Source organism: Rothia sp. HMSC069C04 (genome assembly GCF_001812895.1).
Taxonomy (GTDB): Bacteria; Actinomycetota; Actinomycetes; order Actinomycetales; family Micrococcaceae; genus Rothia.
This window is the reverse complement of record NZ_KV810742.1, coordinates 33,279-46,998: the sequence shown is the minus strand read 5'-3', so window position 1 is coordinate 46,998 and position 13,720 is coordinate 33,279. Positions and strand designations below refer to the sequence as shown.

At 60.6% G+C, this 13,720-nt stretch carries 10 protein-coding genes; all 10 read left to right on the top strand.

Annotated features, from left to right (window positions below):
- Positions 1-663: a tetratricopeptide repeat protein gene (locus HMPREF2879_RS05345; RefSeq protein ID WP_070604820.1), complete on the top strand. Its 663-nt coding sequence runs from the start codon at positions 1-3 to the stop codon at positions 661-663.
- Between the two features lie 193 nt (positions 664-856).
- A complete protein-coding gene (gene dapA / locus HMPREF2879_RS05340; protein WP_005507104.1) occupies positions 857-1,792 on the top strand; it encodes a 4-hydroxy-tetrahydrodipicolinate synthase in 936 nt (311 codons plus the stop codon).
- A 389-nt stretch (positions 1,793-2,181) separates the two neighbouring features.
- Positions 2,182-3,897, top strand: a complete 1,716-nt coding sequence (locus HMPREF2879_RS05335) for a ribonuclease J (protein ID WP_049348890.1) — start codon at positions 2,182-2,184, stop codon at positions 3,895-3,897.
- A gap of 268 nt (positions 3,898-4,165) precedes the next feature.
- A complete protein-coding gene (locus HMPREF2879_RS05330; protein WP_070633925.1) occupies positions 4,166-7,360 on the top strand; it encodes an FtsK/SpoIIIE family DNA translocase in 3,195 nt (1,064 codons plus the stop codon).
- Positions 7,361-7,560: 200 nt separating this feature from the next.
- On the top strand, positions 7,561-8,208 hold the full coding sequence (pgsA, locus tag HMPREF2879_RS05325; RefSeq protein ID WP_049356045.1) for a CDP-diacylglycerol--glycerol-3-phosphate 3-phosphatidyltransferase: 648 nt from the start codon (positions 7,561-7,563) through the stop codon (positions 8,206-8,208).
- 99 nt (positions 8,209-8,307) lie between these two features.
- Positions 8,308-8,898 (top strand): CinA family protein, encoded by a 591-nt coding sequence (locus tag HMPREF2879_RS05320; RefSeq protein ID WP_070634974.1) that lies wholly within the window; start codon positions 8,308-8,310, stop codon positions 8,896-8,898.
- A gap of 290 nt (positions 8,899-9,188) precedes the next feature.
- Positions 9,189-9,596: a helix-turn-helix domain-containing protein gene (locus tag HMPREF2879_RS05315; protein WP_012903910.1), complete on the top strand. Its 408-nt coding sequence runs from the start codon at positions 9,189-9,191 to the stop codon at positions 9,594-9,596.
- A gap of 145 nt (positions 9,597-9,741) precedes the next feature.
- A complete protein-coding gene (locus HMPREF2879_RS05310; RefSeq protein WP_049351797.1) occupies positions 9,742-9,963 on the top strand; it encodes a DUF3046 domain-containing protein in 222 nt (73 codons plus the stop codon).
- A gap of 404 nt (positions 9,964-10,367) precedes the next feature.
- On the top strand, positions 10,368-11,471 hold the full coding sequence (recA, locus tag HMPREF2879_RS05305) for a recombinase RecA (RefSeq protein ID WP_005507111.1): 1,104 nt from the start codon (positions 10,368-10,370) through the stop codon (positions 11,469-11,471).
- Positions 11,472-11,681: 210 nt separating this feature from the next.
- Positions 11,682-13,640, top strand: coding sequence for a RecX family transcriptional regulator (locus HMPREF2879_RS05300; protein ID WP_070634973.1), 1,959 nt, complete (start codon positions 11,682-11,684; stop codon positions 13,638-13,640).
- Positions 13,641-13,720 lie beyond the last annotated feature (80 nt).

Below are 13,720 nucleotides of genomic sequence, written 5' to 3'. Positions count from 1 at the left end.
ATGTCTGAACAGACTTCACCCGACGCCTCGCAGGTATCTTCCGAGGCTCGTAGCCCCTGGTGGACTTCACTGCGTCTGTGGACTATCTGTGCGTGCGTGCTGATGGTGCTGACCGTGCTGATTCTTCCGTTGCCTTTGGCGGCGCGTGCCTCTATTTTGGGTGTGCTGATTTTTAGTGCTGTCTTTGTGACGGTGGATGCTGGCGGATTCGGCAAGACCTTCGCGGCGCTGACTTGCGCGCTGCTGACCCTGTACCTGGTGCATATTGCGCAGCAGGGGTTCGTGATGCTCACCTCCGGTTCGGTGGCTGGCATTGTTCTTGGTGCGGGTATGATTCTGCTGCCGATTCTGGGTGCGTGGGCGCTGGTGCGTGAGGTGCTTTTCGGTGCTCGTATTCAGCGTATGGCTCAGGAACTGGCGGCGTCAGGCGAACTGGCGGAGGATACCCTGCCTCGCACCCCGAGCGGTAAGGTGGACCGTGAGGCGGCAGCGGTGGAGTTTGAAGGCTTCGCGGCGGCGGTTGAGCAGGACCCCGAGAACTGGAAGGCGTGGTTCAACCTGGCGTGCATGTACGATGCCGGTGGTGAACGCAAGCGTGCCCGTGCGGCGATGCGTAACGCGTGGTCGTTGCGTTCGGGCGGTCAGGCGAAGGGCATGCGTTAGGCTCTGACCCTGCGATCCCTAGTCAATGCCACATTTATTTTCGGTATGAGACTGATAACGCCGAGGCTATGTGCCCGGTTTCATAGGCTCTCGTGGAAGTACCGCGGGTTTGAAAGAGTCCGAATAGTAGAACACGCATGAAAACTTATGCGTTCTAACGGAAAAATCTGCATTTCGGGCGTACTCTGGACATATGTCTGAGAACCTTTCGAACCCCGGTACTTTTGTTGAACCCGTCTTCGGTCGCCTCCTGACCGCAATGGTGACCCCCTTCGCGAAGGACGGCTCCGTTGATGAAAAGCAGGTCGCAGACCTGGCGAACTACCTTGTGGAGAACGGTCACGATGGTCTGGTAGTCTGCGGTACCACCGGCGAATACTCCACCATGACCGATGACGAGAATGAACGCGTCTTCCAGATTGTGAAGGACACCGTCGGTTCTCGCGCGAAGATTATTGCCGGTGTTGGTTCAAACGATACGGCGCATACTATTGAGCTGGCGCACCGTGCCGAAAAGATTGGTGTGGACGGCCTGCTGGTCGTGACTCCCTACTACAACAAGCCGACTCAGCCGGGTGTCTACGCCCATTTTGCGACCGTTGCGCAGGCAACTGAGACCCCCGTCATGCTTTACGATATTCCGGGTCGTGCGGGCATCCCCATCGCACCCGAAACCTACCGTCGCCTTGCAGAAATTGATAGTATTGTAGCGGTGAAAGACGCCAAGGCAGACTTCGGTGCCGCAACCGAAGTTATGGCAACCACCGACCTGCACTACTACAGCGGCGACGACGGACTGACCCTTCCCTGGATGGCAATGGGCGCCGTCGGCCTCGTCTCGGTGACCGCACACGTGGCACCCGCACTCTTCCGTGCCCTGATTGATGCTGTCGTTGCACAGGACCTGGTGGAGGCTCAGCGTCTTCACCTGGAACTGACTCCGATTGTCCGAGCAACCATGGGCCGTGCCCCCGGTTGCGTTGCCGCCAAGGAAATTCTTTCCTGGCAGGGTGTGCTGGATGAGCCCGTCGTTCGCCTGCCGCACGTACTCTCCGAACCGGAGGTTGCCCAGGCGATGCGAGCTGACCTGCTCTCCTCGAGCATCGCTCACACCCTGAAGAACGCCTAAACTTTAACGCAGAACCTGCACAACTTATCGTGCAGAGCGCGTATATATAGAGGACTTCGGCTACCGTCACACCCCGACTTCGGGCGCATGATGTAGCCAACGGACGCGGACTCCACACCTAACACTAGGTGAGGGGTCCGCTCTGGCGTATTGCCGCGGTTTACCGCCCAATGATTCGGCCACCACTCAGACAGGGGCCCAGCTTAGGCAGAGGCACCCGCGCACTACACCCCCAATACTTTTGAATACTTTCGGTGATTTGGACGCACCGGCAGCACCCCACCTCCTCGGCATGTGAGAGCCGAACCGGCGGGAGCGCATGCGGTACGAAGCGTCGCCTACGAATCACAGACATCACAAGAAAACATAGAAGAAAGAGGAGACACACGATGAGCGTCTTTGAAGCGAATCTTCCCCTGCCTCCCCGCCTGAAGAAGGACACCCTGCGCGTGGTGCCCCTGGGCGGTCTGGGCGAAGTCGGTCGTAACATGACCGTGTACGAAATCAACGGCAAGCTGCTGATTGTTGACTGCGGCGTGCTCTTCCCCGAAGAGTCCCAGCCCGGCGTGGACCTGATTCTGCCCGACTTCAGCTACATTGTCGACCGTCTGGACGACGTGGTCGCCATGGTGCTGACCCACGGCCACGAGGACCACATCGGTGCGGTTCCTTACCTGCTGCGCCGCCGCCCCGACATCCCCCTGGTCGGCTCCGAACTGACCCTGGCGCTGGTCGAGGCGAAGCTCGCCGAGCACCGCATCAAGCCCTACACCCTCGCGGTGAAGGAACACCAGGTGGAGCGTTTCGGCCCGTTCGAGTGCGAGTTCGTTGCTGTGAACCACTCGATTCCGGACGCACTGGCTGTTTACATCCGTACCAAGGCTGGCAAGGTTCTGCACACCGGTGACTTCAAGATGGACCAGCTGCCGCTGGATGGCCGCATCACCGACCTGCGCCACTTCGCTCGCCTGGGCGAGGAGGGCGTGGACCTGTTCCTGCCGGACTCCACCAACGCTGAGGTTCCCGGCTTCACCCCGACCGAGAAGCACATCGGTCCGGTGCTGTCGAACGTATTCCGTGACGCGAGCGGCCGCATCATTGTGGCGTCCTTCTCCTCGCACGTTCACCGTGTGCAGCAGGTTCTGGACGCAGCCGCTGAGCGTGGCCGCAAGGTCGTGCTCGTGGGCCGCTCCATGGTCCGCAACATGACCATCGCTGAGAAGCTGGGCTACCTGAAGGTTCCCGCCAACGTGCTGGTGGACCTGAAGAAGGTTGACGACTACCGCCCCGACCAGATCGTGATGATGTGCACCGGTTCGCAGGGCGAGCCGATGGCGGCACTGTCGCGCATGGCGAACGGTGACCACAAGATTCAGATTGAGCCCGGCGACACCGTGGTGCTCGCCTCCTCGCTGATTCCCGGTAACGAGACCAGCGTCTTCCGCATCATCAACGCCCTCATGAAGCTGGGCGCTAACGTGGTGCACAAGGGCAACGCGAAGGTCCACGTTTCCGGTCACGCTGCCGCGGGTGAGCTGCTGTACTGCTACAACATCCTCAAGCCGAAGAATGTTATGCCGGTTCACGGCGAGGTTCGCCACCTGATTGCTAGCGGTGACCTGGCGATGGAGACCGGCGTTCCGAAGAAGAACGTGCTGCTCTGCGAGTCCGGCACCGTTGTGGACCTGCGCGATGGCGTGGCGTCCGTGGTGGGCGAGGTTCCCTGCGAGTACCTGTACGTTGACGGCCGCTCCGTCGGTGAGGTCACCGAGAGCGACCTGAAGGACCGCCGCATCCTGGGTGAAGAGGGCTTCGTGTCCATCGTGACCGTCGTGGACCGTGCAACCAAGCGCGTGGTGACCGGCCCGGATATTCACGCTCGCGGTATCGCTGAGGACGACTCGGTCTTCGACGAGATTGTTCCGAAGATTACCGCCGCTCTGGAGGATGCTCTGCACCGCGCACCCGAGAAGGTACACACCGTGCAGCAGCTGCAGCAGATTGTGCGCCGCACCATCGGTGCCTGGATTTCTCGCCGTCTGCGCCGCAAGCCCATGATTGTTCCCGTGGTTGTTGAGAACACCTCGAAGGCCGCGAAGAACTAATACTCTGCGCGAGGCTAGTCGCCTGTCATAGCGAAAAGGCGGGGTCGATACTTGGTGTCGGCCCCGCCTGCCGCGTATCTGCCGTGTATCTGCCGAATGTATGCGCGAAAGCTACGCGAAAAGCTGCGTAAGCGCGAACGCGGTAGGGGAGAAGCGCCTCATCAGTGCCCTATCAACACCTCTATAGGCACCGGGCGGGGCGCACTTTTTAGCTCACTGATAACGAAAGAATCGGTACATTAACGGGAAGGTTGATACCCTAAAAGGTATGGCTCCACGGACCACGAAGGGTCGTAACACGACCTCTACTAAAGCAAACACTAAGAAGACCACCCGCAAGCGCACCACCTCCCGAGGCGGTGCCCAGCGCGGTGCCAACGCGGCGAACCCTGTAGCGGGCGCTATCTCCTCCGTCTGGCTGAGCATCGCTCACGCTATCGGTGGGCTCTTCCGCTCCATTGGCGCGGTGCGCACCGACCTTGCGCCCGAAGACCGCCGTGACGGTGGCGCGCTCACCATCCTGCTGTTCGGCATGATTAGCGCCGGAGTGGAGTGGTACAACTGGCGTGCCCACACCTCCCTCGGTTTGTTGCGCGCGCCCCTGGACGCCTGGCACACCATGCTGGGTGGTATTTTCGGTCAGGGCGCCCTGTTGATTCCGGTGTTCTGCCTCATCATGGCGTGGTGTGTTTTCCGTGGGCCCGACCTGATTAAACGTAATAACCGCGTGGCGGTGGGGTCCTTCATCATGCTGATGGCGGCATCCCTGTTCTTTGCACGCCATGCGGGTCACCCGACGTTCGCGGATGGTTTTGACGCCGTCTGGGCTGGTGGTGGCGTGGCTGGTGTGCTGCTGGGCACCCCCATTGTGCGTTTGAGCGGGGGTATTGCGTTCGTTGAGATTCTGATTCACCTGCTACTGGGTATTGCCGGTCTGATGGTTCTGACGAACACTCCGATTCGTCAGGTGGTGCCGCGTACCCTGCACCTGGTCGGTTTGGCTTTGGGTGAGAAGCCTAACGGCACGACTCGAACCTCCGCGAAGGATAGCCCTTCGGATGCGACTCAGACCGTGGATCTGAACGCTGAGGAGCACGACCGTAGCTACCTGTACGAGGATGAGAAGCCGGCGCGTACGGCTCCGAAGTCTGGCGGCCTGTTCTCTCGTCTGCGCGGTTGGTTGGGCATTGCTCCCGCTGCCTCGACCGATTCTTCCCTGGACGAGTACGCCGGTGATGAAGCATTCGTGAGTGCCGTGGTGGATGAGACTCACCCGGAGACCACGCAGATGCCGGTACAGCCGGCGGACTCTGCACAGGATTCTGCGCAGGGATCCGCTCAGCAGACGCGCCCGGCGGCTAAGCCGAACCGTCTGTCCCGTCTGCCCGGTCGCCTCAACCAGGCACCGGCCGCGCAGGGTACGTCCGCCCAGGGTACTTCTGCACAGAACGGTGCTTATTCGAGCAGCCCTGACCTCTTCGACGTTGAGGCGTCGGATGCACCCGCAGCCCGCCTGGATCAGGTGCAGCGTGCCGCCGTGGCGAACGGCCGCGTGAACCGTATTCCTGGCGAGGAGCCTCTCTTTGACGTTGAGGCATATGACGGCTTCGGTGCTTCTGAGGAAGCTGCACCGCAGACGAAACCGCACCAGGTGGTGAACCTTGCGCAGTCTGCTACCTCGGCTTCCGCATCCCAGGCTCCTGCAGCATCCGCGGCACAGCCTCCGATTCCGACCCGCATGCACTCGCCCGGCGCGCACTCGAAGAACGCGGCTCCCGCGGCTTCGCGAGCGCCCGAGGCTGGCGCATCCCGCCCGCTGCAGAACAATACTCAGGTGGCGACCACCGAGCAGGCACGCGGTGAGCAGGTTGTGCAGTCCTCCCGCGGCGCGTACGTGCTGCCTTCTGAGGAGATGCTGGTTTCTGGCCCGCCCGCTAAGGAATCCTCCGAGGTCAACGAGCACGTGGTTGAGGCTCTGACGAACGTGCTGGAGCAGTTCAAGGTGGATGCGCAGGTCACCGGCTTCTCGCGTGGCCCGACCGTGACCCGTTACGAGATTGAGCTGGGTCCCGCCACGAAGGTGGAGCGTGTGACGGCGCTGAGCAAGAACATTGCGTACGCTGTGGCGAGCCCGGATGTTCGTATTCTGTCCCCGATTCCGGGTAAGTCCGCAATCGGTATTGAGATTCCGAATACGGACCGTGAGACCGTTGCCCTGGGTGATGTGCTGCGTTCCCCGCAGGCTCACGCGAACCAGCACCCGATGGTCATGGGTGTGGGTAAGGACGTTGAAGGCGGCTTCGTGCTGGCGAACCTCGCGAAGATGCCGCATATGCTGGTCGCTGGTGCGACCGGTGCCGGTAAGTCTTCGTTCGTGAACTCGATGATCACCTCGATTCTGATGCGTGCAACTCCCGACCAGGTGCGCCTGGTGATGGTTGACCCGAAGCGTGTGGAGCTGACCGCCTATGAGGGTATTCCGCACCTGATTACGCCCATCATTACGAACCCGAAGAAGGCTGCTGAGGCTCTTCAGTGGGTAGTTCGTGAGATGGACGCCCGTTACGACGACCTCGCCCACTACGGCTACAAGCACGTGGACGATTTCAACAAGGCGGTGCGTGAGGGTAAGGTTCAGCCCGATCCCGGTAGCAAGCGCACGGTGCACGAGTACCCGTACCTGCTGGTGATTGTTGACGAGCTCGCCGACCTGATGATGGTCGCTCCGCGTGACGTGGAAGAGGCGATTGTTCGTATTACGCAGCTGGCGCGTGCGGCGGGTATTCACCTGGTGCTGGCGACCCAGCGTCCGTCGGTGGATGTGGTGACCGGTCTGATTAAGGCGAACGTTCCGTCTCGTATGGCGTTTGCGACCTCCTCGGTCACTGACTCTCGCGTGGTGCTGGATCAGCCCGGCGCTGAGAAGCTGATCGGTCAGGGTGACGCGCTCTTCCTGCCGATGGGTGCCTCGAAGCCGATGCGTGTTCAGGGTGCGTGGGTGTCTGAATCTGAGATTCACGCCGTGGTTGAGCACGTGAAGAAGCAGGCGCCGACCATCTACCGTGAGGACGTGATGGTCTCTGCCGCGAAGAAGCAGATTGATGAGGAAATCGGCGATGACCTCGATGATCTGCTACAGGCGGCGGAGATTGTGATTACGACCCAGTTCGGTTCGACCTCGATGTTGCAACGTAAGCTGCGCATGGGCTTCGCGAAGGCTGGCCGCATCATGGACCTGCTGGAGTCGCAGGGCGTGGTGGGCCCCTCGGAGGGCTCGAAGGCACGTGAGGTGCTCATCCGCCCGGATGACCTGCAGGCGACCCTGGCGCGTATTCGCGGTGAGGAGCCTCCGGCTGCCGACCCGTACGCGAACGCGGTGGACCCGGGCGAGGCGGTCACCGACTATTTCGATGAGCCCGATGATGATGGCTCGGAGGACGCCTGGCAGCTGACCGGCCGTTAGCCTTTCAGCGCCCTATCCATTCGGCTGAGTCCACTCGGCTGGGTGAACTCGCGACATACACCCCGTATCGTCCCCGTGATGTCTGCTACGGCACACGTATAATGGACGGTACGGGGTGTTTGCGTACCCCCGATACGATTAGGTGTCGGTGCGTATGCGGTCTCTCACCGTCGAAAGCCATCTACCCGTAAGGAGCCGATATGAGTGAAGCTCGCAATTCCGCACCCGCCGGTGCGGTCAGCACAGCGAAGCCTTCGAACTGGAACGTGCCGAATGTGTTGACGGTTCTGCGTATTATTGCGGTTCCTTTCTTCATCGTTGCCCTAGTCGCGGGCGGTACCTTTGGTGCCGCTGATCCGACGCACCGCTGGCTCGCGTGGATTATTTTCATTCTTGCCATGCTCACGGACTGGGCGGACGGCTACTTGGCGCGCTCGCGTAATCTGATTACGAGCTTCGGTAAGATTGCTGACCCGATTGCCGATAAGTTCCTCACCGGCGCGGCGTTTATTGTGCTGTCGGCGCTGGGCGAGCTGTGGTGGTGGGTCACGATTGTGATTCTGCTACGTGAGTGGGGCATTACGATCATGCGCCTGTTCGTCATTAAGTACGGTGTGATGGCCGCTAGTAAGGGCGGCAAGATTAAGACCGTGCTGCAGACGGTGGCGCTGGTGCTGATGCTTCTGCCGCTGGGGCAGCTGGGTATCGGTTGGCTGATTCCGGGTTGGGTTCTGATGGGCGCGGTCACCGCGATTACCGTGTGGACCGGTCTGGTGTATGTGCGTGATGCGTATATTTTGCGTCGTAACTGGTTGCAGGCTCAGGCCTCCCAGGGCGGCGGTAACTAGAGGCGAGGGGAGTGGCGTGTGCTGCTCCCCTTCGCTGTACCTGCGGTGCGGTGTGTACCGCGTAAGGTTCGGGCGGCGGTGCGCCGCTGAAAGGAGAGAATGATGGTTCCCCTCGTACTTGAAGATGCTCTGTCCGCTGGGCTTTCCTCCGCTGAGGTTTTCTCCGGTACCCCGGAGGCGGCGGCGCTGTTGCTGCGTGATGCGGTGCAGTTGCGCGCCGCCCAGGAAGGCCCGGTGCAGGTGGCGACGGCTGAGTCGCTGACCGGCGGGGATGTTGGCGGTGCGATTTGTACGGTGCCGGGCGCATCCGCGTATTACCGCGGCGGCGTGATTTCCTATGCCTACGAGGTGAAGGCTCAGGTGCTGGACGTAGACGCTCAGCTGTTGGCGCGTGAGGGTGCGGTGCATCCTGCGGTGGCGGTGCAGATGGCGGTCGGTGCGGCGCGTGTGTGCGGTGCCGATTATGCGGTGTCGACCACGGGTGTTGCCGGTCCTGACCCTGCGGATGGTCAGCCGGTGGGTACGGTCTATATTGGTGTGTGTTCCCCGTCCGGTTCTGAGGTGTTTGAGCGGCACTATTCGGGGGACCGGGCGCAGATTCGTGCGGCGGCGAGCGCGGATGCGATTGCCCTGCTGGCGCGTGCGGTGCGCGGCGGTGCCGGTGGGGTTCTGGAGAACGAGCAGGCGTAGCGTGCTGGGCTAGACTGTGCTGTGCTGTGCTGTGCGGCGCCTGGAACGGCTGTGTAGTCGTCTGTGCAGCGCCTACCTGAGAAAAAATTTTACGGTTCAAATATATTCACAGGGTTCTTTCAGCTCCGAGGGAATAAAGGCATAGGTTCGTCTGTTTGAATAGATACAAGCCGTAAGAAAAAGACAAAAATGGCGGGGCTCCTAGCTCACGCTCCAAAAATCAGTTAGGCTTAACTATGTACAGTCCCGCGCGTCGGGAATACCTACTCAGGAAAGTGATATAGAAGCTCATGGCTAAGCAGCGCGTATCGATTAATGGCATTACTAAGTGGAAGGAAATCGAGGAGACCCCCCGACAGGCCGCCCCGGTCGTTGAGGAAGCTAAGGTTGTTCCCCTGCGACAGGCAATCGGTGAGGTCCTTCGCGACGTTCGCCAGCGTCAGGGTCGCACCCTACGCGAGGTTTCCCAGCGTGCCCGTGTTTCCCTCGGTTACCTGAGCGAAGTTGAGCGCGGTCAGAAGGAAGCTTCCTCCGAACTGCTGGCATGGATTTGCCAGGCTCTGGACATTCCGATGTCCCAGATGCTGCGTGAGGTTGCCGACCGTATGGCGGTTCTCGAGGGCGTTCAGATCCCGGATACTGTTCCGGCTGAGATGTCTGAGCAGTACAAGAGCGATTACTACATTCTCTCGAAGTAATGCGAGGCGGCACATGCCGCACTAAACGTGAAGCGATGCCGTGCATCCCCGTAAGGTGGGTGTGCGGCATCGCTTATTCTCGGTTTATTACCGAGCGATGTGACGAATTATGAAGCAAACTAGCGGTGAAGCGGAAGGAGCGCTTGTGAAGCTGAGCGAATTTTGGGCGTGCATGGAGTATGAGTTCGGTGCCGGGTATGCTCCGGTACTTGCGCGGGACCTGGTGCTGGGCTCGCTGGGTCATGTGACCGCTGCGGAGGCGCTGGACCAGGGCGTTAACCCGAGGGATGTGTGGCTGGCGATCTGTGATGAGCAGGAGATTCCGCAGGAGCGCCGCCTGGGTCCGGATAAGGAACCGCTGCGCTAGGTAGTGAGCCTGGCGTGTTCTAGCGTATGGGCGGTGCCCACCGTCTGTTCCCTAGCGTTTGTTCGAGTGCTGGCGCCTGTGCGGGAGGTATTTTCGAATAATTAGCCGAGAATCCGGGGTTTTTCGAAAATATATGCCGAAACCCTATCCGATTTATTCGAAACCGGGTCGTAATTTTGTTCGACTCATGCTAGACTTTTCCACATCAGGAATTTTTCGGAAAAATCTTCAAAGTTTTCCACAGATTTTAAAAAATGGCCTTATCCTGTCAGGCTGTGACCCTAGAGTAGTCTCAGAAGGAACCGGTAGGCCAAAACCTTCAAGGTCTCGATTACGAGTCCCACCGATTCCGAAGAAACATTACTCCCGTCAACCACTGACAACACAAAGAACGAGGTACTACCGTGGCTAAGAACACCAAGTCTCAGAGCGTAGCTCGCGTTCCCGAAGAGGGTCGCGCCAAGGCACTTGAAGCCGTGATGGCACAGATCGACAAGAACTACGGCAAGGGTGCAGTCATGCGCCTGGGTGATAAGGAAATCACCAAGACCGAGGTTATCTCCACCGGCGCTATCGCTCTGGATGCCGCTCTGGGTATTGGTGGTCTGCCCCGCGGCCGCGTCATCGAGATTTACGGTCCCGAGTCCTCCGGTAAGACCACCGTTGCACTGCACGCTGTAGCGAACGTTCAGAAGGCAGGCGGCGTGGCAGCGTTCATCGACGCCGAGCACGCGCTGGACCCGATTTACGCGGCTAAGCTGGGCGTGGACATCGACCAGCTGCTGGTCTCTCAGCCCGACACCGGCGAGCAGGCACTGGAAATCATGGACATGCTGGTTGGTTCCGGTGCCGTTGATATCGTGGTTGTCGACTCCGTTGCAGCACTGGTACCCCGCGCCGAAATTGAAGGCGACATGGGTGACTCCCACGTGGGTCTGCAGGCTCGCCTCATGAGCCAGGCTCTGCGTAAGATTACCGGTCGCCTCTCCGCAACCGGCACCACCGCAATCTTCATCAACCAGCTGCGTGAGAAGATTGGTGTCTTCTTCGGCTCTCCCGAAACCACCACCGGTGGTAAGGCGCTGAAGTTCTACGCTTCGGTCCGTATCGACATCCGCCGCATTGAGACCCTCAAGGACGGCGCTAACCCGATCGGTAACCGCACCCGCGCCAAGATTGTGAAGAACAAGATGGCTCCGCCCTTCAAGCAGGCTGAGTTCGACATCCTCTACGGTGAGGGTATCTCCGTTGAGGGTGGCATCCTGGACCTGGCGGTGGAGAACGACATCGTCAAGAAGTCCGGCGCATGGTTCACCTACGACGGTGAGCAGCTGGGCCAGGGCCGCGAGAACGTTCGTAAGCTGCTCAAGGACAACCCCGAGCTCACCGAGGAACTGCAGTACAAGGTTCTGGTGAAGCTGGGCATCATTGAGGAAGAAGCTGACGAGCAGGCAGCTGCTGAGTCTGAGGGTAACGACCCGCTGGACGAGCTGGCTGAGGAGTTCTAAACCGGCCCGCGTAGCTTCTTGCTAACGCCACGACTGATTGCCGTGTGCTGTGCATTCCGCACGGTGCACGGCAATCTGTCGTTAACGGGAGCGCTTTATATGGAGCGCCAGCGGGTGCCGGGACAGCGCCTCGTTACAATGGGGGAGCGCCGTATAACCCGGTGCACGGGTCATCAAGCGAGCCAACACAGGGGAGAGGAGGAACTGAACATGACGGAACAGAACGCTCATAAAGAGCGTGAGCAAAACAGCGCGCGTGACGACGACGCCGGTTTTGCGGCGCTGGATGCGACCGAACCCCACTTCGGTCCCTCAACTATGCAGGGGTCAGCCTTCCATGACCCTGCATTCCATGACTCGACTTTCTCTGCGTCTGTTTCCTTTGAAGCTACTGGTTCGTTTGAATCTACCGCCCCGCCGGTTGAGGTAGGCGGCTTCGAGGCGCTCAATTTTGAGGCACCTGCCGCCCTGGCGGAGCCCACCCTCACCTGGGAGGCGCCGCAGGCTACTGTTCCCGCTGTTGAAGAGCCCCCGTATGAGGATGAGCCCCCATACCCTGATGAGCCGCCCTATGAGGGTGAACCTCCCTATCCGGCAGAGCCTTTGTACCCTGAAGCAGAGTACCCTGAAGCAGAGTACGCGGGGGAGTATTGGGTACCCTCGGACGAAGCGGCACCCGCAGAAGCGATAGCGGAGCAGCGTGGGGGCCAAGAAACCGCACCCCAAAAATCCAAGCCGAAAGCGTGGCAGGCTGAAAAGCCCGCGCCTCAGAAGAAGTCAGCGCCTAAGAAGAAGTCAGTGGCCACAGAAAACGCACCCAAAAAGTGGGTGCGGAACAGGGCCGCGGATTCTGTAGTCGCTGAGGAGTTCCCGGACTGGCACCCCGCCGCGCACGGCTTTGTTGAAGAAAGCATTGCCCGCGATAACGGCGGCGACTACGCCGGTGAGTTCCGCGTACCCGAGCTACCCCTGCAGGCTGTGCCCGCCAGTTCTGAAGGTGGCAGCTCTGAGGAAGACGGCGAATCCCCGCGCCGCAGCCTGCTCGTTGACCCGAACCTGCCCGCCGTCTCCATTGACGAAGCGCCCGCTCGTGCGTTCACCCCCGGCGGTGCCGAGCCGCGCCCCATGGCGGCTGGGCGTATGAGTCGAGCCGGTGCCGCATCCATCGGATCGGGGCTCACCGCCGAAGAAAAGGAAGAGATCGAGAGGCAAGCAGCTCAGCGGGATAAGCAGAAGAAACGCAAGTCTTCGCGTGCCTCCAAGAACACCGACTACAAGCGCGGATTCCGTCGCATGAGCGCGGCGCAGCAAGAGAAAATGCGGAGCCGCTCGCCCTACGCGCCCGCCTTCGGGGCTCGAAATGACGACGAGGAAACCCGCAAGAGTCCTGCAGGCCGCGGCTCGGGGAGCCGCCTATTCAGGGAGGGAAGTAGCTTGAACGAAGAACTCACCCCCGCCGAAGAAGCGCTTATCCGCGGTATTGCCGAGGAGGAGGCGCAGGGCGTCGGTACCGGAAAGCGCCGCGCCGCTTCGGCTGGATCGCCAAAGGACGGTTCTCGAGCACGCGGCTCCCAACCGGGCGGCTCTCAGGTGGGACATGCTTCCTCGCGGTCGGAAAGCAACGTGCCTTCCTGGAAACAGAAGGTGTGTGCCGCCCGAGCCGCGGAAGAAACAGACCCCTACACGCGTGCTAAAACCATCGTGTACAACCAGCTGGCGTACTCTGCAAAAACCCGAGGTCAGCTGCGGAAGAAGCTGCAGGCAGAAGGCTTCGAGGCGGAGCTCATTGAGCCGCTGCTCGATAAATTTGAGGCGGCAAAACTCATTGACGACGCCGAATACGCCCAAACGTTTGTGGCGCAGAAGAGCCGCACCAAGAAGCTCTCCCGCGCCGCGCTACGCCGTGAGCTCGCTGAGCGCGGGGTGCGCGGCGAGGAAGCGGAGAACGCCCTGGCCCAGCGCACCGACGAGCAGGAACGTGAGGACGCCGCCGAGCTGGTGTGCAAGAAGCTGCGCCCCGGCATGGATCTGAGCGACCGCGCCGAGAAGGATAGGGTCACCCGTCGCCTGCTGGGGATGCTCGCGCGCCGCGGGTACTCCTCTTCGGTGTCGATGTCGGTGATTCGTGAGGAGCTTGCCGCCTACGGTGAGGAGGACGAGCTCTGGTAGAGGGCGAATAAAGACGGTCCGCACGCACAGATAGACCCATGCTGGGGTGACCATAAAATAGGCACAACAAAGGGTGAGCC

What these genes read in the sequence shown, in the direction of transcription:
- dapA (WP_005507104.1), top strand. Translation starts at nt 857, where the DNA reads ATGTCTGAGAACCTTTCGAACCCCGGTACTTTTGTTGAACCCGTCTTC.
- HMPREF2879_RS05320 (WP_070634974.1), top strand. Translation starts at nt 8,308, where the DNA reads ATGATGGTTCCCCTCGTACTTGAAGATGCTCTGTCCGCTGGGCTTTCC.
- HMPREF2879_RS05330 (WP_070633925.1), top strand. Translation starts at nt 4,166, where the DNA reads ATGGCTCCACGGACCACGAAGGGTCGTAACACGACCTCTACTAAAGCA.
- HMPREF2879_RS05315 (WP_012903910.1), top strand. Translation starts at nt 9,189, where the DNA reads ATGGCTAAGCAGCGCGTATCGATTAATGGCATTACTAAGTGGAAGGAA.
- HMPREF2879_RS05335 (WP_049348890.1), top strand. Translation starts at nt 2,182, where the DNA reads ATGAGCGTCTTTGAAGCGAATCTTCCCCTGCCTCCCCGCCTGAAGAAG.
- HMPREF2879_RS05345 (WP_070604820.1), top strand. Translation starts at nt 1, where the DNA reads ATGTCTGAACAGACTTCACCCGACGCCTCGCAGGTATCTTCCGAGGCT.
- pgsA (WP_049356045.1), top strand. Translation starts at nt 7,561, where the DNA reads ATGAGTGAAGCTCGCAATTCCGCACCCGCCGGTGCGGTCAGCACAGCG.
- HMPREF2879_RS05300 (WP_070634973.1), top strand. Translation starts at nt 11,682, where the DNA reads ATGACGGAACAGAACGCTCATAAAGAGCGTGAGCAAAACAGCGCGCGT.